The sequence below is a fragment of the Bacillus sp. FJAT-27245 genome (assembly GCF_001273955.1).
Lineage (GTDB): Bacteria > Bacillota > Bacilli > Bacillales > Cytobacillaceae > Bacillus_D.
Genome location: NZ_LIGI01000001.1, coordinates 3,737,691 through 3,758,519 on the forward strand (window position 1 = coordinate 3,737,691; position 20,829 = coordinate 3,758,519).

The window sequence follows — 20,829 nt, forward strand, 5'->3', positions numbered from 1 at the left end:
TTAACACAAACATTCCTACTAAACTCTCAACGATGCGATGGCCAAGAACCTTGCATCTTTCTAATTTGAATAATTTGGCCGGTATGGTAAGCATCGTGAAGCATGATGTCTAAAAGCCTTTCTTCGAGAGAATTTTGTTCAAGTTCTTCAAAGGTTAGTGTACTGAGCGCTTGCCTTAAACGTTGATGGGCAGTTTCTGCACGTTCAACGACTGCCCTCCATTCGTTGTCGTCATTTACTTGTTCGGTCAGGTAAAAGGTTTGATCACCATCGAGATTATGTGTCCATTTACGGCCTTCTAAATTGGCTGCAAGTCTTTCTTTATAGTAAATGAGATGATTAGCATTTTCCCAAATCGTTTTGGTGGCCTCTCCTGTCGGTCTCCTCTTAGCCTGTTCTGCAGTCAGTCCTTCTATTGCAGATCTGAAGGGCGCATACCAACTCTCTTTGTCAAACGTAGTGTCGAGCATTTTTAAAAGCAATTCAGTTCGATTCATTAACATCTTCCTCCATACCTATGTCCGAAGTGGGATAACTCCTTGTTAACGTTATTGCCAAGATGTTAAATAAGGGAATTCAACAAAAAAAGTGTTAATCCTTCCTTGATTAACGTACTTCTATAAAACCTGCCTATAATAATTAAGCTTTCTCTTAAAAAGAGGAAGCTCTTCGAGTGCCTATGTTTATTCATAAGAATTCAACTATACAGACAGTTACTTTTACTTGATCAACTTAGTCTGTCATTCGTGTTAATCCCGGTTACGCTTGACGAGATTCCGAATTTACTTTAGGGTGCGCAATCTCGTTTTAAACAAGTTAGAAGTCAAAAATCGACTGTGAAAAGAGCCCGGTGTCGAGGCTCCTTTCTGCAAAATTAAAAGGCCTTCTTTTGAAGCGACCAATATCCAGCGATAAAGAAGACGAGGAAACTTCCGCCCACAACAACCAGAAGCTGTTCCCAAGGGACAATAAAAACACCCTCCCCACTCTCACAGGCATACATCATCAAAAAAGGCTGCCCCCAAGGGTAATACGGGCCAAATCGTTCCGAATTCACCGCAAGGATTGCTGGCAGTGTAAATAGTACATTTACGGTAAACGGAGCAGCAAAGCTCTTCCATATGATTGATGTCCACAACTGCAGTGCAACCAACGGGAATGTGGCTACCCATCCCCCAAAGATACTTTTCCAAACAATTCCCATTGGAAAAGGGTCCGGATACCCTTTAACCATTCCGACAGCATAGATTGCCGCGAGATAGAATAATTGGATAAATAAAATGACCAACAAGATTAAGATATATTTTGCTACAAACACTTGGCCTCGCGTGACAGGCAGCGTCAAATATTGTTTCCAGCCTCCAGCTTGATGCTCATACCGGCAAATCATGCTGGCCAATACCCCTGAAAACAGCGGCAAAAATAACAATGAATACGTCAAATTCATCATATTAAGTGTCAAAAACCATTTATTAAAATCTGCAAATTCTGGCCGTTCAGGAATGGAAACGCCAAGTAAGAAGCTAAGAATGGGCCCGGCAAACACGATTGACATGATTCTCGATTTGAGTAACTTGTACCATTCAGACTGAAGAATTGAAAACATTACTTCACATCCCTTCTCGTAAAATCGATCATTCCGGCTAGATAAAGGATAGCTCCTACCCCAATTCCCAGCATGACATTGATGATTGGCTCATCCCATTTATTCATTAGGGAAGGCCATTTCCAAATCAACCAATCAGGCAAAATATACGCAGAATAGGTTAATATAACGCCGAGAATACCTGTCGTAATCGGAATACTTTGATTCTTGGACACGCTCGCAACCCAAAGCTGAAGTCCCAGAACAGGAATGGCTGCGAAGTACGGATATACACTATTTTTCACAATATCCAAATACGGGATTTCTCCCAAGCCAAGCCAAACACCGTATCCGAGCGTAAAAATGGATAAAAGAACAGTTGCATAAAATAAAAATCCAGCAACGATTGTGAATTTCGACAAATATACGCTGTATTTGGAAACAGGCAACGCAATCAGCTGCTTCCAAGCATTCGTTTCGTTCTCAATACTTGCGACAAAAGAAGTCAGGATTGCAATCCCCAACACAAGGGCGAGCGGGGTAAATGAGCCGACATTCCCTAGATAATAACCCCAATCATCTTCACTCTGGGCAAGTAACCACTCTTTTCTTACTCCATAATTGACCATCTGCAGCGCCACGACTCCGAACGGGCCAAGGAATGCCAGCAGCCAAAATCCTTTCCGCCTTATCTTTAATAAATCCATCTGAATTAGCCTTCCAATCATTTTATCTGCCCCTCTGAAGTTAATTGCAGGAAAATGTCCTCCAAGGATTTCTTTTCCTCTTCAACACGGTAAATTGCAATATCTTCCTGGACCAGTATCCTAATGGCCAATGCGACCTTTTCATCAGAAAGATCAGATAAAGATATCAATCCTTCTTTCAAGTCTGAGTTAATCCCTTTGGATACCAACGTTCTCCAGGCTTTCTCTCCCTGATCTGCTTTTATATATACCTTTTGCTTGGCATGCCGCCTCATCGCTTCAATAGAATCCTGAAAAATCATTTTCCCCTTTGAAACGATGCCGACTGTTGTTGCCATTTGATCAACCTCGGATAGTAAATGGCTGGAAATCAACACTGTCATACCATGCTCAGCGGGTAGCCGTTTAATCAAGTTCCGAATTTCAATGATTCCTGACGGATCAAGGCCATTCGTCGGCTCATCGAGTATCAGTAGTTCCGGGCTGTTCAAGAGTGACGTTGCAATCCCCAACCGTTGCTTCATTCCAAGGGAATATCCCTTTACTTTTTTGTCAGCAGCTTCTGTTAAACGGACAATATCTAATACTTCATGAATTCTCGACTTAGGGACTCCGAGTATTTTTCGAATGGCCTCCAAATTTTCATAGGCTGTTAAATGCGGGTAATATGATGGGTTTTCTACCAACGAGCCAACACGTTTTAAAATTTGTATCCGCGATCGAGTTATATCCTGTTCAAAAATATGAATCTTTCCTGCTGTAGGCTTCATTAAACCTAACAGCATTCGGATGGTCGTTGTTTTACCGGCTCCGTTTGGTCCCAAGAAGCCATAGATTTCACCTTTTTTAATCCTCATATCCAAATCCCGGACTGCAATCTCGTTGCCAAACCGTTTCGATAATCTTTCTGTTCTTACTACGAGTTCCATTTCAATCACCTCATTTACCATGGTAAAGGTTTAAGGTTAAAAGGAAGTCGGCAGGAAGTTTAAATTTTGTTTAAAATGGATGTTTATTTGTGTAAGAGTTCTTTTTACCTCTTCCATATAACATACAAAAAAGAGGCAACCTGATGGTTAAAGACCATCGGCTCCCTCTTTTTTGTTTCGTTTAATTTTAATTTTAGTACCATTTTGTCCTGACTCAATGTTCCATTCGAGCATCATGCCTTTTACCATTAGATCCACAATCGACATTCCTATGCCCGCCCCTTTTTCATCTGATTCATTTTCCATTCCTTTTCCTTTGTCAATAATGACAAGCGCATCGTACTCGGCGGTTGATTCGGAACTGAGTTCAATGTATTTTCCCGTTTTGGCATGGCGAATCACGTTCTGCAGTAAATTATCTATGATACTTCCCATCCAGTTTGGATCTACATACCATATGTTATCCTCATACGATTTCAAATCAACTTCAATATGAAAAGCTTCCTTTTCAAAAACAGGATACCAGGAGGCAAAGGATTCACGGGCGAACCTGATGATGTCCAGTTTAATAGGCTCAAACTTATATTTACTGGCCATTAGCAAAGTATAGGACATCAAATTTTCAATTAATCGATCTATCTTTACTATTGATTTTTCCATGATTGCAATTGATTGCTGCCCTTGTTGGGATAACTCCTCCTTTCCTATTGAATAAATCTGGGCTCTTATTTTGGTGAGGGGCGTCCTTAGGTCATGGGAAAGATTAGCAATCAGTTCCCTTCGTACTTGTTCCTCTTTTTGCCCCCGTTCCTTGCTTGCTTTAAGCTCTATTACCATTTGATTAAACGCTTGTTCAAGCTGGCCTATTTCATCCATCTTCTTGACATGAATTTGAATAGGCAAACCATCTACATCCCGAATATCCATGGCCTCTTGCAATTGCAGTATCCGCTTTCGAATACCCCTGAAAAATAGGAACGATACAGTTAAATACAACAAGGTAATGAAAGCAACCCCCAACATCAGAGCAGTGCTATGTTCAGCGGATAACTGGACCAAAGGCGGGTCAAAGAACGTTCTGGGCAGCTCCAGGACAATGAATCCCCGAGGTTTGTCTCCTCCAACAAAAGCAATAACAGTAAATGGGTCACCACCATACCGTTCCTTAATGAATTGTGCAGTATAAACCGGCGTCCATTCTGATGGCAGTTTTTCCTTTACATTCACCTGATTCAAAAGCTGACCATTATCGCCTACATAAAACATAGATGCCTTGGGATATTCATCCTTCCAAGCCGAAAAGTACCGGCTAATCGTTTCCGTAGAATAATCCTGTAAATTTGCTGCTCCTTTATGCCACTTTTCCTCAATCTCATAATGGGATTCCTTACCCAGCTGTGCAGTTTTACCGTTCATATTTTGAAGACCAGAAACAAATAAGAACATCACTAAATAAGCAATTTGAATAAGAAACAAGGCTGTCAGGATAATAGCTATGTATTTTGTCTGCAAAGAACGAATCAGTTTCATAGTTTTACTCTGTATCCCAGCCCTCGAATTGTCTCTACAATTGTTGGTTTTCCGGGATTCTTCTCAATTTTTTCGCGCAAGTAACGGATATGTACCATTAGAGTCTTGTCCCCTTCAATAAAACGTTCTCCCCACACACCTTCATAAAGCTGTTCTTTTGTTAAAATCTGGTTCAAATGCCGAAGAAAGAAATTAAATAAATGATATTGTTTACCTGTTAATTGAATTTCTTTTCCACTATCCTGGTTGATAATCCTCAAATCTTTTGTATAAATGGTTAAGTGCTGCAATTGCAGTACGTCTTCATTTTTTTGATAACGCCTTAACAATACTTCAATTCGCGCGGCGAGTTCATCTGGATGAAAAGGCTTTGTAACATAATCATCCGCAAAATTAAGGCCCTCCACTTTATCCTCTACACCAGTCCGCGCCGAGAGCATAATGATTGGCAAGTCTGCTTTTTCCTTCTTTATTCGTTTTCCGACAGAAAAACCATCCAACCCTGGCAGCATAACATCTAGAATAACCGCATCTACGTCTAAAATATGGTTTTCTGCTCCTTCTCCTGATTTTAACCAGATGACATTATGGCCCCTTTCAGTCAAATCCTTCAGTACCCATGTTCCAATATCCGTTTCGTCTTCTATGTATAATAAGCGCGCCATACCACCCCTCCAGTCTTGTTTAACCAATATTATGGAAATAATCCTCTTTTTTAGTATAACAATCTTCTATTCATTTGGATTATTTACCTACTTCTCTATATAGAAAAAGCCCGGACGGCCCCGAGCTCTTATACTTATTTGACATCCTTTTTCACTTTGTACCACTATTTCTTTTCCATCAACAATCCGTTTCGCAATAGAATTCAACAAAAAACGTTAATCCTTCCTGGACCAGCGCATCTATCATCTATTATTCCATTTTCATTTTAAGAACAATCTTCCCCTTTGTGCGTCCACTTTCGATATGCCGGTGAGCTTCAACAATTTGTTCCAAAGGAAAGGATTTCTCAATAATAGGCCTTAACTTTCCTTCCTCCACAAGACTACTTAAGAAATCCAGATCTGCATCATTTGGTTTCGCAAGATGAATCTTTGCTTTCTTTCGGCCAATCAAAGAACCGACTATCATTTGAATAGGGTGATACTTTGGGGAGAGTGGATTCTCTGTAATATAGACACCCGTATCGGTTAGGGAACGCAAACAGCTGAAAAAGGTCCGCCTTGCAACCGCATCCAGAATGACATCGTACTTTTTCCCATTAACCGCGAAATCCTCCATTGTATAATCGATCACGAAATCTGCCCCAAGATCTTTAACCCACTGAAGGTTCGAGGTACTGCAAACCGCAGTTACTTCAGCGCCAAAGTATTTGGCAAGCTGAACAGCAAAGTGGCCGACGCCCCCTGACGCACCGTAAATCAAGACTCTTTGGCCTTGCTTGACCTGTGCTACATTTCGTAAAGCCTGCAGCGCTGTCTGAGCAGCACATGGGATAGCCGCTGCCTCCTCAAAGGTTGCATTCTTTGGCATAAAACTTAGGGCACTTTGGGAGGGACAGACAAATTCTGCATGAGATCCGAGGCAACTCCCGAAAACACGATCTCCAACCTTGAATCTATGTACATTTTTCCCGACGGCTTCAACAGTACCGGCAACGTCTATTCCCAATATTGAATTCTTTGGTTTTGTAAAACCATTTTCCAACCTGGTAGGCAAATAGCCCTTTCGAAATAGATTGTCATATGCATTGACCGAAGCGCTATGCACTCTAACCAATACGCGATTGTCATCCATTATGGATGGTTTGTCGGCATCTGTTATTTCCATGACTTCAGGGGGACCATAGGACCTGTAGATAGCAGCTTTCATCTGTCAAACCTCCTTCATTCATAATCGACTTCCTTATCTAGTTTTCAATAATGCATTCGAAATTCCCTGCTTTTTGGGATGAATGAATAATTAGTCAATCGGTGCAAGGAATGGTGCGTCTTTGTATCTATATATTTTTAGTCTTTAATTAGAACTCAAAATTAGTTATTATTAACCTTCAAATGAAGTAACTTTCTTGTTCAATTCGTCTTTCAACAAAGGTGCTTTATCCCTCCTGGGCGAACGCACTCACAAAATGATATATCAATAGAAATAGAAGAATTGGTATAAGTGCTCTCAACATAATCTTCCTCCAGGCGAGGTAAAAGGAAATCCCATTGAAGAGTTGATGGTTATTTTATCACCAAAAATAACCCGGCATCCTTTAGCCGGGTTACTCTTGTACTCTATGGGTACACTATGGGGAATTACATCATTTTTTGGTTTTTGGGACAACCAGACCGGATTCTGCACCTGGCTTGTCACTAATTGCAGCTTTATCTTAACCGACAGCCACCCCACTTTTACAACCCTCTACAACCACAAAAACAGGGCTTGAGCAATTAGCTCAAACCCCTAAGCGCTCCCACGCACTCAAATCAAATCAGTACTTCTTCAACGCGTCGATCATAAGCTTCCAGAAGCCGTCTACATCCAGTTCAAGCCCGAACTTGGCGTTTACTTCCCTGCCGGTGACCCCATGGAGGTCAACCAGCGTCGTTCCGGCTGTAAACTCGCCTTTCGTTTCCACTGCGATATTTACATCCTTCATCTTAAATAACTCCGGTGCGACCAAGTATGCGACAGTCAGGACATCGTGTACTGGCGCTCCGTCGAAATCGAACATTTCTTTATACGTTGAAGCAAAAAACACTAACAGTTCGCCAACGATATTGGCAACCTTGTTATCAATTTTATTCACTTCATCGATCACTTCTTTAGTTGCCAAGGCTTGGTGAGTGATATCCACCCCCATCACCGCGATTGGCAGGCCGCTATCGAATACTTTTTTAGCAGCTTCCGGATCGGCCCAAATATTGAATTCAGCCGTTGGCGTCCAGTTCCCGAACGTCCCGCCGCCCATAAGGACAATTTCTTCTATATTATTCTTAATTTCTGGTGCTTTTGCGAGAGCCAATGCAACATTTGTTAATGGCCCTGTTGGTAAAATAGTAACAGGCTCGTTTGACTCTTTTACCAGTCTAATAATGGTGTCCGCACCATGTTCATCGCTCCAGCTACGGGATGGTTCAGGAAGCTCCGGGCCATCAAGCCCAGAATCCCCGTGTATGCCGGGTGCTGTTTCGCGGACGCGAATTAAAGGATCGCTTGCACCTTTTGAAACGACGACATCTGTCAATGAAACCAAGTCACAAATTTTCAAGGCATTGTCGGTTGTTTTTTCAATCTCAGCATTTCCTGAAACCGTTGTGATTCCCAGAATCTCCAATTCCGGACGTGCAGCAGCTAAAATAATTGCGATTGCATCATCATGGCCTGGATCGCAATCCATAATAATTTTCCTTTTTTTATCCACATCATTCACCCCATTAAAATTTTACATTACAAGCCCCATCATTGTTCCTGAAATAACAGATGCCAATGTCGCACCCAACAATAATTTCATAGAGTGTTTCGCTACGAAATTACCTTGTTTCTCACTAATTGCCTTGATCGATCCCGCAACAATTCCAACAGTTCCAAAGTTAGCGAAACTAACCAAATAAACAGATACAATCGCGATTGTTTTATCGGAAAGCTGTTTTGCAACATCGCCAAAATTCAACATTGCGACAAATTCATTCGTGATTAGCTTCGTGGCCATAATGCCGCCTGCCTGTACAGCTTCCGACCATGGAATCCCCATCAGGAAAGCGATTGGCGAGAAGACATAACCAATAACCGTTTGGAACGAAATATGGAATACGCCCAGAAATACGACGTTGATTAACTCCATTAAGGAAATGAACCCCAATAGCATAGCGGCAACGATAATGACGAGTTTAAACCCGTCCATTACACTTTCGCCAATCATTTGGAAGAATGGAAGTTTTTCTTTTTCTTCAACCTGAACCAAATCCTCATTATCATCCAAATCATATGGATTGATAATGTTTGCAACGATTAGGGCACTGAAAATGTTCAATACGACAGCGGTTACAACAAACTTCGGCTCAAGCATTTTCATATACGATCCAACCATCGCCATACTGATCGCACTCATTGCAGAAGTACAAATCGTGTAAAGCCGTTGAGGCGACAGGACCGGAATTTGTTTGATAATAGTCAAGAACACTTCTGGCTGCCCAAGAGTAGCAGTGGAGATTGCAAAGTAGCTTTCCAGTTTCCCCATACCGGTTATTTTGCTTAAAAACAAACCTAAATATTTGATAATAAACGGAAGTACTTTTATATAGTTTAAGATTCCGATTAAAACCGAGATAAATACTAATGGCAATAATACAGATATGAAGAAAGTGAATGCGCCTTCATTCACCATACCGCCAAATACAAAGTTGATACCGGCATCCGCAAGCTTCATCAGCTTTTCAAAAAACACGCCAACTTTTGTGATTGCGACCAAGCCGATATTGGTATTCATCATGAAGTAAACGGAAAGGATTTGCACACCAAGCATGATTAGAATACGTTTGTATTTAATTTGTTTTCGGTCATTACTGACAAGGAAACCAATCGCAAAAACAAACAATATTCCTGTAATAAGGAAAATAAAATTCATGTAAAGCCCACCTTCTGTTGTTAGCGTTTTCACCGAGTTGTTTAAAAAACAACTTCTATAAAGGGATTTTTCACTTTCCCCACTCTTAGGGGACAGTAAGACCTATAGGGGCACTGTCCCTAAAGGTCCGAGTGGTTCAACTAACCATCAGCGGAAAACACCGCTGATGGAAGTTTCACTTTATAGAAGTTGTGGTTATAGCAATTTAATTATTTTGTTTTGTTGTTGAAGCTAACTGCAAGTTGGGAACCGACTTTTGCATTGTGTTTTACCAATTCGATATTGGCAACAAGGCTCTTGCCTTCAGTCATTTCTTTGATTTTTCCAAGAAGGAATGGCGTGCTGTCTTTACCGGAAATGCCTTTTTCTTCGGCTTCTTTAACTGCACCAGCGATAATGCCATTGATGTAGTCTTCATCCATCGCGTGCTCTTCTGGGATTGGGTTGGCGATTACCGCTCCACCTTTAAGGTTCAATTCCCACTTTGTTTTTAGAGTTTCAGCGATAACATCAAGGGAATCAGTATGGAAGTTCAATTTATGTTCGCTTCTTCTAGTGTAGAATGCTGGAAGAACTTCAGTTCCGTACCCGATAACAGGAACGCCTTTTGTTTCAAGGTACTCAAGCGTAAGAGCTAGATCCAGGATGGATTTCGCACCTGCGCAGACAACCGCTACATTTGTTTGTGCCAATTCATCAAGGTCGGCTGAGATATCCATTGTTGTTTCAGCGCCCCTGTGAACGCCGCCGATACCGCCAGTTACGAAAATGCTGATGTCTGCCAATTCAGCACAGATCATTGTAGAAGCAACAGTTGTCGCACCAAGCTTTTTCGTTGCAATGATTGCAGCCAGGTCACGCCTAGATACTTTCGCAACGTCCTTGCTTTTACCGAAAAGCTCTAATTCTTCGTCTGTCAGGCCGACTTTGATTTTTCCGTCAATAATCGCGATTGTTGCCGGAACAGCGCCATTATCGCGAACGATTTGTTCAACTTCGCGTGCCATTTGGACGTTTTGTGGGTAAGGCATACCGTGGGAAATGATTGTAGATTCAAGTGCTACGATCGCTTTGCCTTCTTCTTTCGCTTTTTGTACCTCTGCAGATAGTTCAATATACTGTTTCATTCTGAAATTCCTCCATATCCAATTTGAATTGTTGTTGGGATAATTCCTGTCTAACTGTGTACTTCGACATAATCGTCTTGTGTGCATTGACTAAACCGGATTTAATAATAAAGTCAAGGTCTTTCTTCTGTAGCCAGGAATAAACAACTCCTGAACAGAATGAATCGCCCGCACCGGTTACATCCTCTACCTTTAGCGTTTCGATGGCCGGGAAGTAACGGATCTCGCCGCTTTCGACTCCCGCCATTACACCTTTCGAACCATTCGTAACGATTACATTTTTCACGCCTAGCTCCAGCCACTTTTTAACGGAATCTTGCCAATCCTGATCATCCTTGATTGTCATGTTCAGGAACGTTTCCGTTTCATCCCTATTCACGATGAGCCAGCTTACGGCATTCAAGCTTTTTGGAAGCCTGTTCATTTTTGGCCCTGAAACCGGGATCACGACTAACGGAATATGGTATTTCGAAGTGAACGAGCTGAGAAAATCAATCGTTTCTTTCGGACAATTCAAATCAACGACGATACATTTCGCTTTTCTAAGAATGTTACTGTTTTTCATTAACATCTCAGGCGTAATATTTTCATAAATGTCCATGTCTGCCAATGCGACTGTTAAATCGCCGTTTTTATCCAAAACAGCAGTATAGGAACCAGTTGACGAATGCTCAAATGCGGTGACATGCTCCAAATTCATAAACGGTGATGATAATTCATAGATCGTCTCCCAGTCGGAATCATTGCCCCTGGCTGATAGCAAAATCACTTCTTCGCCCATTCTGCCCAGGTTCTCAGCAATATTTCTCGCGACTCCTCCTACTGAGATAGAAGATTTCACCGGGTTTGACGTTTCGTGCGTAATTTCCTCTTTCGCATAGAACTTACGGTCAATGTTTGCCCCACCTATGCAAATAATGGGAGTTGCTTCGTTTAAAACAAACGCCTTGCCCAGAACATAGTCTTTCTTAACGAGCTCAGAAATACTACTTGCGATGGAGGCCATTGGGAGTCCCATTAATTCGGATAATTCCTCTTGAGAAATAAATGGGTTTGCCCGAATCATTTCCAATACCAATTTTTCACTTCTGGTAATATCATCCGTCATTCGTACAACCTCCCTCCGTGACATAAGTTTATTATCTAAACATAAGTTTAGTATACGTTTTCATTCTCGAAAGTCAACTATATTCTCCAAAAAAAAGAATCCCATAATTCCCCACCGTCTGGAGAAGGACGGTTAAAACTTTGTATTACGGGATTTTTTTGGCCTGTCTTCAACTTGATAAGTTGAAAAATGCCACTATTTAGCTAACGCCTTTGTTTACCCCGCCCAACATGTTTGCTTGTTTTTTCGCAGGGGACTTTTTGCTGAACAAATGTTTTTTATCAAAGATTGTTGGCAAACTCATTCCGAGAAGGATCGTAACAATTCCGGCCATTTGGAAAGATGTAACCTTTTCACTTAATAGCATTACGGACACCATGACAGCAATCGGCAATTCAATCGCACTTAAGATTGACGACATCCCAAGACCAACTTTCGGAACGGCAATTGTAAATAGGAAAACAGGGATAATCATTCCGAATAGCCCCAGTGCCAGGCCATACATCCACAATCCTTCGGTAAAAAATGTCCCATCCCAAATGATTTCCGGAGCCTGGAATGTTGCCGTAACCATGAAAGCAAAGAAAGAAACGAACACGAGCCGGTTGGACGTTGTCATATTTCCGGTTGCCTTTCCATTTACAAATAAAAATAGAGAATAACAAAGAGCCGCCGCTAACCCCCATAGCCACCCTTGAACAGGGATTTGAGATAAATCAACATCAATCAAGCCAGCTGCCGGTATCGTTCCAGCTACAAGGACAATCAGGGAGACGAGTTCAATTTTGCTTGGAAATTGGCGTTTTGAAATACAGGAAATCACCATGCCAATCCAAGTAAATTGAAACAGCAGGACAACTGCCAAGGAAGCAGGCAGGAAATTTAACGAATGGCCATAAACGATATTCGTCAATCCAGTTAAAATACCGGCAACAACGAGGACTTTTATACCCGAAAACGTAAATCTGGTTCTGTTTGTAATGAAAAAAATACATAACGAGATAATAAAGCCGCAAAAAAATAAACTTGTCACGGCCTCAGGGACTGTAAAACCACTGCGCATCGCCAGTTTTATGATTGTCGAAACGACGCCATAACTGCTGGCTGCAATCACGACCAGCAAGGGATACAGATACATTTTCATTATTCAACTTCCTCCAATCATTTATTCAGCAATAACTTTGCATAATGATTTTGATGTCCAAAAAAAATCATAGCTTTCACTATAAAACACAGATAAGCCTTTTTACAATTATTTTTTTCTAGCAGCGGGAGCCGACTTTCGTTTGTCTGTCCTTTTTCGGTAGCGTATAATGTTTTACCAATAGAATGAAAAGCTGAATAAGTTTGGTATAAAGGTGAAGGATGAGCATTGCAATCCGCCCTGGTACGCTTTTACAGAACACGTTTTGTTATTCCTTGTAAAATTAAGCGTTTACAAACGTTTGTTTATGGAATAATCTATTGTTTGAAGGGGAGTGGAATCTTCCATGGATAAAGAAAAGCAAATTTTGCATCATATAAGAATGAACCCGTTTATTTCCCAACAGGAATTGTCCAGCATAGTCGGGTTATCGCGGCCTGCAGTTGCGAACTATATTAGCAATTTGACGAGGCGAGGCGAGATAAAAGGGCGCGGCTACATTCTAAGGGAAGAATCATCAATCATTTGCATCGGAGGGGCGAATACGGACCGGAAAGCACGAACGGAAAAGAAAGTGCGCCTGTATTCTTCCAATCCGGTTAAAATAACCGAGGCTTGCGGCGGAGTAGCGCGGAACTTCGCGGAAAATTTAAGCCGGCTCGGCGTGAGCGCTTCGCTCATGACTTGTGTCGGGGATGACAAAGAAGGAAACTGGATTCTGAAGGAAACGAAGGGGCAGGGAGTCGATGTTAGCCAGGTATGGGTGCTGCCAACCGAACGGACGGGGACTTTTACAACTTTATTGGATATTGATGGGGAAAGCATTGTTTCTATGGCTGATATGAACATATACGAAAAGCTGACCATTTCAATGTTCGAGGAAAAGTGGTCCCATATCGCCGCCTCGCAAGCCGTCTATCTGGATACGAATATTCCCAGGGAGTGCATCAGTTACCTGATAAAACGCTGTAATGATGAGAACATTCCTGTGTATATCGACCCTGTATCGACGGCAAAGGCACAAAAGCTTCCTTTCCGCCTTGACGGGGTCGAATTAATGCTCCCAAATCGGGAAGAAGCGGAAATTCTTGCCGGAATTAAGATTGACTCAATTGAAGATTGCCAAACAGCTTGTGAGAAAATTAGGCAGCGCGGGGTTCAAAACGTGATTATCACGCTCGGCGATCAGGGGATCTATTACTGCTCTGCGGAAGAATCCAGGCATTTGCCCGCTTTCGAAACGGAGATTGTCGATGTCACCGGAGCCGGCGAAGCATTTGCTTCTTGTGCAATATACGGGCTTATGAACGGAACATCATTACTGGAGGCCTGCCAATTGGGCCTTGCCGGATCCGCTCTTACACTTCAAACGGAAAAGTCGATTTCGCCATTTTTAAAACCCGAGAAAATCCAGGAGCTTGTTGAGGAGTATACGGGAGAAAATCTTAGTTGACCGGGCTGTCATGCATCCATCCGTGATTTGCATGACAGCTTTTTAGGTTTCGGAGATTCTTTGTCGTTCATACGGATTTGTGCGACAGCTTTTCTGAAGCGTCATCACTTATTTTCCAACCGGATAATTACTTTTCCCCTGGCATGTCCTTCCCCAAGGTAACGAATCGCTTCTTCGGCTTCCCTTAAAGAAAATTGCCTATCTATAATCGGCACTATCTTCCCTACCAAGAAAAGCTCTTTTAAAAAGTCTTGGTCCTTTTTGTTCGGCCTATGAACCAAGATGCCCAACTTCTTCCCTTCAGCTTTTGAAATCATTGGCCCTAGGAGCAATACCTGCATAATAAGCGATAGCGCCCCACCGACCATCACATATGTACCATTTGGATTTAATGCCCGTCTGTAGGTAAAGATTGACCTCGTTCCCACAACATCCAGGATTACATCATATAGCTGTCCATTATGAGCGAAATCTTCTTGAGTGTAATCAATAACATGGTCTGCCCCAAGCGAATCGAGCATCGCCAATTTCCCCATACTATCCACACAAGTGACTTCCGCTTCGTATAATTTGGCAATTTGCAAAGCGAACGTCCCGACTCCCCCGCCAGCCCCATTAATTAAAATCCTTTGGCCCGCCTGAATTCCCCCTCTATCCCTGAGTCCCTGCAGGGCAAGGATTCCTGCTTGAGGCATTGCCGCCGCTTCCTCGAAAGTCATAGCAGCTGGTTTCAACGTCAACGCATCTTCACGAACACAAACGTATTCCGCAAATCCACCCCAGCCACACCAGGAAATATCCCCAAATACCTCATCACCGATATGAAGATTATTTACATCGCTGCCAACTGCTTCTACACGCCCTGCTATATCCGCACCAAGTATCTTATATTTTGGCTTTAGCAGTCCCCCAAGCCGAGCCAAAAAAGGTTTTCCTCTCAGGAGATCCCAGTCCCACGAATTTACGGATACAGCATGAACTTTTACTAATACTTCATTGCTCTTTGGAGCAGGCATCTCGACTTCTGTTAAATTCAGAACCCCTGTTGTTCCGTATTTATCGTAAACCATCGCTTTCATAAAAAGGTTCTCCTTTTATTTTGTTATGAAGCTTCTTTCACAATAAAAATAATTATATGGGGACGTGAAGGGTGATGGCGATGGTGGTGCTGAATAAAATGGCTATCCCTCTACCATTTCAACTAGCTCTTCAATAGTTCCAAGACACTTCTCCACTTCCGGTAAGTGATAAAACGTACTAGTCGTCTCAAAATTATTCACTTCACCATTTGGTGAGTATAAAAAAATCTTTTTCCCTAGCCCTAAAGCAATTCCTAATTCTATATGACTGCCTTTCCCCGCTGGAAATAACACTATTAATAAATCAGCTTCTTTTACAGCATTTCTCTCTTGGTCTCCTATTTCTTTTAAATCCTCATACGTTGAGGCTCTTTCATTCTTCGTCCAATCATATGTTTGAATGTAGCCTTTCTTGATTAACAGCTGACTGACTTCATGAACTTGATCTATATTTTTAAAACTCGACGCAACATAAAATTTTCTCATGCTTTATCCCCCGCTTTAAGCCGAAATATTTATTTCCTCATGAAAATTTGTCCCTTTCAAACCATGGCGTTTATCTATAATCAATTGCTAGTTTAAAAGCTCTAACCCGATTGTTTTTATCAAAGTAAACGAGTAGCCAGGTGTCATCCGATACTGATAAAACCTGGTTCCAGCCCTAAATTATATACTTAGGCATTGTTGCTCCTTTTTCCCGAATGGCCTAAATCTGTTGGTTCACCGTCTGTCCCAATAAATTGATTATTTCCTTTTTCGTCATGCCAACCAGTTGATAGGTTGTTAGTAAATCATCACCAAGTTCCCCACACCCAAAGGGTTCAGCCATCCACTTTTCAGCTGAGAAATTATTCTGTTCTTCAACCCATATCCATAATCCTCCAAAGGCAATGATAATTATTGCAAGTTAAAAAACAAACCTTGTCATTCTCACAACAGTCCTCCAGCCTTAACTATTCCAAAAATAAAGAGAAGCAACCCCAGCAAAATTACTCCGCCCATCACAGAAAAAACGAAATCAAAGAGGAATGATATCGTCCCCATTTTTTTGTTTTCCAATAACTTTGCTTCATGAACAAAATAGAATATCGAAACTACTATAAGGACTACTCCTAGTAATGATATTAAAAGCCAAACCATAGGCTTTGCGCTCCAATCGTTTTAATCCAAAATAGTTGTAAATTAAGGTGAGTATACCATTAAAAAATGGAAAAACCCTACCTATAGTCGGAAGAGTTTTCAAAAAACATTTAATTCCTTTAACCTCATACCATTCATGTGGCAGCCTGACTTAATTTAAATTGATTTTCCTAATAGAAAAACCGGAAAGCCCTTCCCAATCCCTGCCAAAATCCTAATCCACTTTTATAAATCCAACTGGTTTCCCCCAAGGGTTCATGAAGCTAACTTTCGCAACTGGCCGCTCAGAACTGGAATCAATGGCGTCTCTCATTTTATAAAAGACGTCAATTCCTACATTTTCCGATTTTCTAACTGATATGATTTCGATCTGCTGCCCAACCTGGCCAACAATAAAGGCTTCGGTCTTTTTGCCTCTTTCTGCTATCCCGGTAAAGGGAGTTTCACTTGAAGGGAAATTTGCCAACATGCTGTTTATTTCATTTTGCGAAAGCGATATTTCCTGATAAGAGACATCCTTTTTTAAAAACAACAAAAAAAATACGATTGCTACGATGCCCGCAAAGCCTAATGCAAAAGCCCTCTTTCTCACCTGCTTCACTCCCCTTTTTGTCAAAAAAAATCCTTATTTATGAATTAGACGTTTGGCCAGGGTAAACGATACATTTTTCTATAATTATTTTTCCACTCCATGAAATCGACCTATTTTTTCAAGTTTGTTTTCCCATTCTTGAGCATAATAGCCAGTTATTTTTCGTTAGGGTGATATTATGGTAAAAAACAACGAGGAGTGTTCAGCTTGAGGTACCTATTGCAAGTCGATTTTAAATCGAATGGCCCATTTGGCGATGAAAAGATGAAGGAGAAAGTAGACTTGGCAAAAAGCATTAATGAGGAGCCAGGCGTTCTCTGGAAAATTTGGACTGAGAATCCGGTGACGAAAGAAGCCGGCGGGGTCTATTTATTCGAAACGGAAGAATGTGCTCAAAAGTTCCTGGAAATGCATTCAGCCCGTTTGAAAAGCTTTGGCTTTGATCCTATTCGCGCGAAAATTTTTCAGGTGCACGAAGAATTATCCTTGATCAATAACGCGCCGATTAAATAAGAGGTCGACTTCGGGGGCAGCGGCTGTAAAGGCGTTGCTCTTTTTTGTATTGGGAAGCTCCCTAAAACCTAAACCTTCCCCCCCTTTTGCGAAAAGGCCTATGGTTTAAAGTTTAACAACTCCAACAATCTGGCTGCATCACCTTTAAAGTTGAAGACTAACGCCCTGCCTTTGTCGTCGAAAAACATAAGATGCGGATTTTCATAAGCGGGAAAAATAATGATGACTTCATCGACTGGTCCGGTAAACAATTGAGTTTTCACCGTGATACTTGGTTCCAAAGGAACTCTAACCATAAAGCCTTCGCTTGGAACAGGATTTATTTTCGGGTAAATCCCTGTTATTCCTGCAAGGAATTGCCCGACTTCCAGCTGTACCTTGGGATTTGGCTGCGCCGTCAAAACGACTTTGCCTTTGCCGATATCAAATATTTCAACTTGTCGATGCGTTTGAGCTGCAGTGGGCATTGAAATAAAACCCATGATTAAAATGCAAACGAATACCTTCTTAATCATCCATACCACCTCGAGGGTAGTATCCCCAACACTTGGTTTTAAAATATCGGTCCTCCCATTAAAACTGGTCTTATCCCTTTCCGCAATGGTCTTTTTATTTCCACTGATAATAAAATATGTTTGGGGGGTATTACAATGTTGACTAGTTTAATCATCTTATTGATATTACTATTTTTCACCTTTTTATTTCGCAAGGATAAGGAACAACTTTTGGAAAGCATGTCATTAGGTGAGTTTTTGCAGCAAAAAAACCACGTGAACGAGGAAACGAATCTAATTAGCAAAATCGACACCTTTTTTGGTGGTGACCAAACTGATGGAGGAGGAGACGGGGATGGCGGCGGGGATGGCGGTAGTGAGTGAAACCTCATCCGAAAGTATTTCAAGAACTTCTTCGGACCCTCAATTGGCGGCCATTGATTTGATAAGCACCTAGTTCTTTCCCTTTCACTCCTTATGATAAATTGTCTATTTTAAACCTGCGCTTTTCAAAATATCTCTAAAATGTCGCATCTCCTTTAATTCGGGATACTTATCTGTAAGGTTCGAAAGATAGTTTTTTATAGAAAGGATACTTCCTTCAATGACATCCTCTTTCATTAGGACATTCACGTTTGAGACAGGGATTTCTTTTTGAATAGAAACCTCTCTTCCATCATACCAAGTATGTTCTTCATCAAAAAAGCAGTCCATGATCGCAATCACTAGTTTGCCCTCTTGAACGTCCAAGTCCCAAACCATTGATTTGCCAATCTGCCCTGTATACTCCTCAATTATTACTGTTTTTCCTTCTGCCCTAATTTTATCGATTCCTTCCAGAATTGCCTCAATCATAGGAAATACCGGCACAGTAATCCCCCGGTCTGAAATCGTGGAGGTCATCTCATAATATTTTTCATAAAAGGATGGTCTGCAGCTTTTGAAAAAGGATTTCCCATCAATAATAATATCCATTTCGCCCCAGAAATCGTATTCCTGATATTCATCTTTAAAGATTTCCACCAGGTTTTCGTCAGGTTCAGTCCTAAAAGTGATTTCAAATTTAGCCATGCTTCCCCTCCTCCTACAAATTGCTGATTTAACTACTTGCCAAGCCCTTCTCCAATCCGAAACCTTATTTAACCTTTTACGTCAAAAATAGTAGAAAACACAATCACTTTTGGGGGTCAAAAATGGAAATCGCTTATCTTGAATCGGTTCCTTCTAAAGAAGAGTTTTTTGATTTATACGAGACCACTGGATGGAATAACGCTTTTTGTTACTCTAATGATGTTTTACATAAAGCGATTTCAAATAGTTGGTATACCGTATCCGCACGAAAGGACAATCACTTAGTTGGATTTGGAAGAATTGTTTCTGACGGTCTTTACCAAACCTTTATTTGTGATTTAATCGTCCATCCCGACTTCCAAGGACAAGGGATCGGAAAGAAAATCATGCAAATGTTGATGGATCACTGTAAGAAATCCAATGTGAATTTTATTCAGCTCTCCTGCGCCAAGGGAAAAGTAGGATTTTATGAAATGTTTGGTTTTCATGTCCGTCCTTCCGATGCTCCTGGTATGCATATTCTTGTGAGAAGCAGCAATTAACAGGCATTTTGAAAAAAATAGCGCCTTTTTCTCTAAAAAAGAAATCGGCGCTATGTCTATTGGCTATTCATTTTAGCGTGATGCTTTCGGCGGCTGGCACACGTCACATTTACGCTGGTGGTTGTTTTTAAACTTTGTAAATGTTTTTTCAAAATTGCTGCCACATACACATTTAAAAAGCAGCTTTTGCGAAAAACCGTGGTATTCCGTCGATAGCAATTTACTATCTGAATTTTTTTCAACAAATTCCTTGATCTTGTCAATCGTCCATCTTTTATTCATTAACTAATTCCTCCGCAATAGGTGCGCATCGTTTTATTCCTTATTAAACCAGAGTTCTTCCTTGTCATCAACGTCGCCATTGTAATTGATAAGAATTTCTTCCCCCGCTTTAATATCTTTGTAAGCAAAGAAATCGAACGTGTGGTTATCAAAATTGATATCATACGTTGCATTCGGTTCATACGAGTGGTTAAATAGCATCCCGTAACCAAGCAGGATTGCAGTATGGTTAATGCCATACTCAAACGCATAGTCAGCAAGCAAGGTTTTCTCTATATGTTCATGCTGGTCATTCGGATAAGCAATGACAGGAGCCTCGTGTATAAGCTCCCCTTTTTTGATATCCCGTTTCGCAAATACGCCTCTATTGAATTCTCCATCACTAAGTGAAGATGTTTTTATTTCAATCATGTAGCTCGCCTTCTCACTTTTAAAATTTTCTATCTAACTGTACCATAAATTGAATACGTTTAGTTCTCTATTATCAAAATTATGCCCAGTTCAGCGACGGGACTAAACAAAAACCACTTTTTAACCCCGATTACCCATCCATTTGGGCAGGTTCCTCCAAAACATACTATTTTCTTTCATGTGCTTTGAATTCCATCCAAAATTGCTTGGACGTTCGGGAGTCCGGATTGGATAGTTCATGAAACCACATAATCTGATCCTCCCCTAAAGCATTGTCTGTTTCCCTTAAAACATTAATGATGAAACTTCTTAGGTCTTCAATTTGTGCGTGAAGCTCGCCAACATCCTCTGTATCTGAATTCACTGCTTCGGCCAAGTTCCGGTATAATTTTGATAAATAATGCAGCTGGTCTCCGATCATCCTCATTTTCCCGCCCATATAAAAAAAATTTCGAGCATTCGCTTCCAACTCCACAATATGCCTCTCTAAAGGCACGCGCCCATTCT

Annotated in this window: 24 protein-coding genes; 4 read left to right on the plus strand and 20 right to left on the minus strand. The window is 41.2% G+C overall.

Annotated features, from left to right (window positions below):
• Positions 1 to 26: 26 nt before the first annotated feature.
• From ADU24_RS18465 to ADU24_RS18520, 12 genes are all read right to left on the minus strand, one after another.
• Positions 27 to 497 carry a DinB family protein gene (locus ADU24_RS18465; protein ID WP_053368008.1) on the minus strand — a complete coding sequence of 157 codons (471 nt, stop codon included), beginning with the start codon at positions 495 to 497 and terminating at the stop codon, positions 27 to 29.
• 377 nt (positions 498 to 874) lie between these two features.
• Positions 875 to 1,606 carry an ABC transporter permease gene (locus ADU24_RS18470; RefSeq protein WP_053368009.1) on the minus strand — a complete coding sequence of 244 codons (732 nt, stop codon included), beginning with the start codon at positions 1,604 to 1,606 and terminating at the stop codon, positions 875 to 877.
• Positions 1,606 to 2,313 carry an ABC transporter permease gene (locus ADU24_RS18475; protein WP_053368010.1) on the minus strand — a complete coding sequence of 236 codons (708 nt, stop codon included), beginning with the start codon at positions 2,311 to 2,313 and terminating at the stop codon, positions 1,606 to 1,608. Before ADU24_RS18475 ends, ADU24_RS18470 begins: the two co-directional genes overlap by 1 nt.
• Positions 2,310 to 3,221 (minus strand): ABC transporter ATP-binding protein, encoded by a 912-nt coding sequence (locus tag ADU24_RS18480; protein WP_053368011.1) that lies wholly within the window; start codon positions 3,219 to 3,221, stop codon positions 2,310 to 2,312. Before ADU24_RS18480 ends, ADU24_RS18475 begins: the two co-directional genes overlap by 4 nt.
• Positions 3,222 to 3,368: 147 nt before the next feature.
• Positions 3,369 to 4,751 carry a sensor histidine kinase gene (locus tag ADU24_RS18485; RefSeq protein WP_053368012.1) on the minus strand — a complete coding sequence of 461 codons (1,383 nt, stop codon included), beginning with the start codon at positions 4,749 to 4,751 and terminating at the stop codon, positions 3,369 to 3,371.
• Positions 4,748 to 5,416 carry a response regulator transcription factor gene (locus ADU24_RS18490; RefSeq protein WP_053368013.1) on the minus strand — a complete coding sequence of 223 codons (669 nt, stop codon included), beginning with the start codon at positions 5,414 to 5,416 and terminating at the stop codon, positions 4,748 to 4,750. Before ADU24_RS18490 ends, ADU24_RS18485 begins: the two co-directional genes overlap by 4 nt.
• A gap of 250 nt (positions 5,417 to 5,666) precedes the next feature.
• A complete protein-coding gene (locus ADU24_RS18495; RefSeq protein WP_053368014.1) occupies positions 5,667 to 6,626 on the minus strand; it encodes an NAD(P)-dependent alcohol dehydrogenase in 960 nt (319 codons plus the stop codon).
• A gap of 604 nt (positions 6,627 to 7,230) precedes the next feature.
• Positions 7,231 to 8,139 carry a nucleoside hydrolase gene (locus ADU24_RS18500; protein WP_053369000.1) on the minus strand — a complete coding sequence of 303 codons (909 nt, stop codon included), beginning with the start codon at positions 8,137 to 8,139 and terminating at the stop codon, positions 7,231 to 7,233.
• A gap of 45 nt (positions 8,140 to 8,184) precedes the next feature.
• Entirely contained in the window at positions 8,185 to 9,366 is a 1,182-nt protein-coding gene (locus ADU24_RS18505; RefSeq protein ID WP_053368015.1) for a NupC/NupG family nucleoside CNT transporter, read from the minus strand.
• Positions 9,367 to 9,575: 209 nt separating this feature from the next.
• Positions 9,576 to 10,493, minus strand: a complete 918-nt coding sequence (locus tag ADU24_RS18510) for a pseudouridine-5'-phosphate glycosidase (RefSeq protein WP_053368016.1) — start codon at positions 10,491 to 10,493, stop codon at positions 9,576 to 9,578.
• On the minus strand, positions 10,477 to 11,601 hold the full coding sequence (locus tag ADU24_RS18515) for a carbohydrate kinase (protein WP_053368017.1): 1,125 nt from the start codon (positions 11,599 to 11,601) through the stop codon (positions 10,477 to 10,479). Before ADU24_RS18515 ends, ADU24_RS18510 begins: the two co-directional genes overlap by 17 nt.
• Positions 11,602 to 11,800: 199 nt before the next feature.
• On the minus strand, positions 11,801 to 12,739 hold the full coding sequence (locus tag ADU24_RS18520; RefSeq protein ID WP_053369001.1) for an EamA family transporter: 939 nt from the start codon (positions 12,737 to 12,739) through the stop codon (positions 11,801 to 11,803).
• 352 nt (positions 12,740 to 13,091) lie between these two features.
• On the opposite strand from ADU24_RS18520, the gene ADU24_RS18525 reads away from it, so the two are divergent.
• A complete protein-coding gene (locus tag ADU24_RS18525; RefSeq protein ID WP_053368018.1) occupies positions 13,092 to 14,198 on the plus strand; it encodes a carbohydrate kinase in 1,107 nt (368 codons plus the stop codon).
• A 104-nt stretch (positions 14,199 to 14,302) separates the two neighbouring features.
• Here ADU24_RS18525 and ADU24_RS18530 read toward each other — a convergent pair whose 3' ends face one another.
• From ADU24_RS18530 to ADU24_RS18545, 3 genes are all read right to left on the minus strand, one after another.
• Positions 14,303 to 15,277, minus strand: a complete 975-nt coding sequence (locus ADU24_RS18530) for an NAD(P)-dependent alcohol dehydrogenase (RefSeq protein WP_053368019.1) — start codon at positions 15,275 to 15,277, stop codon at positions 14,303 to 14,305.
• A gap of 102 nt (positions 15,278 to 15,379) precedes the next feature.
• Complete coding sequence (locus tag ADU24_RS18535; protein ID WP_053368020.1) at positions 15,380 to 15,763, minus strand: nucleoside 2-deoxyribosyltransferase; 384 nt, start codon at positions 15,761 to 15,763, stop codon at positions 15,380 to 15,382.
• A gap of 868 nt (positions 15,764 to 16,631) precedes the next feature.
• On the minus strand, positions 16,632 to 17,009 hold the full coding sequence (locus ADU24_RS18545; RefSeq protein WP_053368022.1) for a hypothetical protein: 378 nt from the start codon (positions 17,007 to 17,009) through the stop codon (positions 16,632 to 16,634).
• A 207-nt stretch (positions 17,010 to 17,216) separates the two neighbouring features.
• Between ADU24_RS18545 and ADU24_RS18550 the strand changes: the two genes are divergently transcribed.
• Positions 17,217 to 17,522, plus strand: a complete 306-nt coding sequence (locus tag ADU24_RS18550) for a monooxygenase (protein ID WP_053368023.1) — start codon at positions 17,217 to 17,219, stop codon at positions 17,520 to 17,522.
• 98 nt (positions 17,523 to 17,620) lie between these two features.
• Here ADU24_RS18550 and ADU24_RS18555 read toward each other — a convergent pair whose 3' ends face one another.
• Positions 17,621 to 18,037 (minus strand): hypothetical protein, encoded by a 417-nt coding sequence (locus ADU24_RS18555; RefSeq protein WP_053368024.1) that lies wholly within the window; start codon positions 18,035 to 18,037, stop codon positions 17,621 to 17,623.
• 138 nt (positions 18,038 to 18,175) lie between these two features.
• On the opposite strand from ADU24_RS18555, the gene ADU24_RS18560 reads away from it, so the two are divergent.
• A complete protein-coding gene (locus ADU24_RS18560; protein ID WP_156324630.1) occupies positions 18,176 to 18,400 on the plus strand; it encodes a hypothetical protein in 225 nt (74 codons plus the stop codon).
• Positions 18,401 to 18,505: 105 nt separating this feature from the next.
• Here ADU24_RS18560 and ADU24_RS18565 read toward each other — a convergent pair whose 3' ends face one another.
• Entirely contained in the window at positions 18,506 to 19,087 is a 582-nt protein-coding gene (locus tag ADU24_RS18565) for a hypothetical protein (RefSeq protein ID WP_053368026.1), read from the minus strand.
• Between the two features lie 122 nt (positions 19,088 to 19,209).
• On the opposite strand from ADU24_RS18565, the gene ADU24_RS18570 reads away from it, so the two are divergent.
• Positions 19,210 to 19,629: a GNAT family N-acetyltransferase gene (locus ADU24_RS18570; RefSeq protein ID WP_053368027.1), complete on the plus strand. Its 420-nt coding sequence runs from the start codon at positions 19,210 to 19,212 to the stop codon at positions 19,627 to 19,629.
• A gap of 72 nt (positions 19,630 to 19,701) precedes the next feature.
• Here the strand turns inward: ADU24_RS18570 and ADU24_RS18575 are convergent, their stop codons facing one another.
• The 3 genes from ADU24_RS18575 to ADU24_RS23155 form a co-directional block, all read right to left on the minus strand.
• A complete protein-coding gene (locus ADU24_RS18575; RefSeq protein ID WP_053368028.1) occupies positions 19,702 to 19,911 on the minus strand; it encodes a hypothetical protein in 210 nt (69 codons plus the stop codon).
• Positions 19,912 to 19,944: 33 nt separating this feature from the next.
• The gene (locus ADU24_RS18580; RefSeq protein ID WP_053368029.1) at positions 19,945 to 20,322 is read right to left on the minus strand and encodes an SET domain-containing protein; all 378 of its coding nucleotides are present in this window, start codon (positions 20,320 to 20,322) and stop codon (positions 19,945 to 19,947) included.
• 166 nt (positions 20,323 to 20,488) lie between these two features.
• Positions 20,489 to 20,749: a hypothetical protein gene (locus ADU24_RS23155; RefSeq protein WP_156324631.1), complete on the minus strand. Its 261-nt coding sequence runs from the start codon at positions 20,747 to 20,749 to the stop codon at positions 20,489 to 20,491.
• Between the last annotated feature and the right edge of the window lie 80 nt (positions 20,750 to 20,829).

Excerpts from the sequence above, each read along its gene's own strand:
- ADU24_RS18465 (WP_053368008.1), bottom strand. The coding sequence starts at position 497 with ATGAATCGAACTGAATTGCTTTTAAAAATGCTCGACACTACGTTTGAC.
- ADU24_RS18470 (WP_053368009.1), bottom strand. The coding sequence starts at position 1,606 with ATGTTTTCAATTCTTCAGTCTGAATGGTACAAGTTACTCAAATCGAGA.
- ADU24_RS18475 (WP_053368010.1), bottom strand. The coding sequence starts at position 2,313 with ATGATTGGAAGGCTAATTCAGATGGATTTATTAAAGATAAGGCGGAAA.
- ADU24_RS18480 (WP_053368011.1), bottom strand. The coding sequence starts at position 3,221 with ATGGAACTCGTAGTAAGAACAGAAAGATTATCGAAACGGTTTGGCAAC.
- ADU24_RS18485 (WP_053368012.1), bottom strand. The coding sequence starts at position 4,751 with ATGAAACTGATTCGTTCTTTGCAGACAAAATACATAGCTATTATCCTG.
- ADU24_RS18490 (WP_053368013.1), bottom strand. The coding sequence starts at position 5,416 with ATGGCGCGCTTATTATACATAGAAGACGAAACGGATATTGGAACATGG.
- ADU24_RS18495 (WP_053368014.1), bottom strand. The coding sequence starts at position 6,626 with ATGAAAGCTGCTATCTACAGGTCCTATGGTCCCCCTGAAGTCATGGAA.
- ADU24_RS18500 (WP_053369000.1), bottom strand. The coding sequence starts at position 8,139 with ATGGATTGCGATCCAGGCCATGATGATGCAATCGCAATTATTTTAGCT.
- ADU24_RS18505 (WP_053368015.1), bottom strand. The coding sequence starts at position 9,366 with ATGAATTTTATTTTCCTTATTACAGGAATATTGTTTGTTTTTGCGATT.
- ADU24_RS18510 (WP_053368016.1), bottom strand. The coding sequence starts at position 10,493 with ATGAAACAGTATATTGAACTATCTGCAGAGGTACAAAAAGCGAAAGAA.
- ADU24_RS18515 (WP_053368017.1), bottom strand. The coding sequence starts at position 11,601 with ATGACGGATGATATTACCAGAAGTGAAAAATTGGTATTGGAAATGATT.
- ADU24_RS18520 (WP_053369001.1), bottom strand. The coding sequence starts at position 12,739 with ATGTATCTGTATCCCTTGCTGGTCGTGATTGCAGCCAGCAGTTATGGC.
- ADU24_RS18525 (WP_053368018.1), top strand. The coding sequence starts at position 13,092 with ATGGATAAAGAAAAGCAAATTTTGCATCATATAAGAATGAACCCGTTT.
- ADU24_RS18530 (WP_053368019.1), bottom strand. The coding sequence starts at position 15,277 with ATGAAAGCGATGGTTTACGATAAATACGGAACAACAGGGGTTCTGAAT.
- ADU24_RS18535 (WP_053368020.1), bottom strand. The coding sequence starts at position 15,763 with ATGAGAAAATTTTATGTTGCGTCGAGTTTTAAAAATATAGATCAAGTT.
- ADU24_RS18555 (WP_053368024.1), bottom strand. The coding sequence starts at position 18,037 with ATGATTAAGAAGGTATTCGTTTGCATTTTAATCATGGGTTTTATTTCA.
- ADU24_RS18565 (WP_053368026.1), bottom strand. The coding sequence starts at position 19,087 with ATGGCTAAATTTGAAATCACTTTTAGGACTGAACCTGACGAAAACCTG.
- ADU24_RS18570 (WP_053368027.1), top strand. The coding sequence starts at position 19,210 with ATGGAAATCGCTTATCTTGAATCGGTTCCTTCTAAAGAAGAGTTTTTT.
- ADU24_RS18575 (WP_053368028.1), bottom strand. The coding sequence starts at position 19,911 with ATGAATAAAAGATGGACGATTGACAAGATCAAGGAATTTGTTGAAAAA.
- ADU24_RS18580 (WP_053368029.1), bottom strand. The coding sequence starts at position 20,322 with ATGATTGAAATAAAAACATCTTCACTTAGTGATGGAGAATTCAATAGA.
- ADU24_RS23155 (WP_156324631.1), bottom strand. The coding sequence starts at position 20,749 with ATGAGGATGATCGGAGACCAGCTGCATTATTTATCAAAATTATACCGG.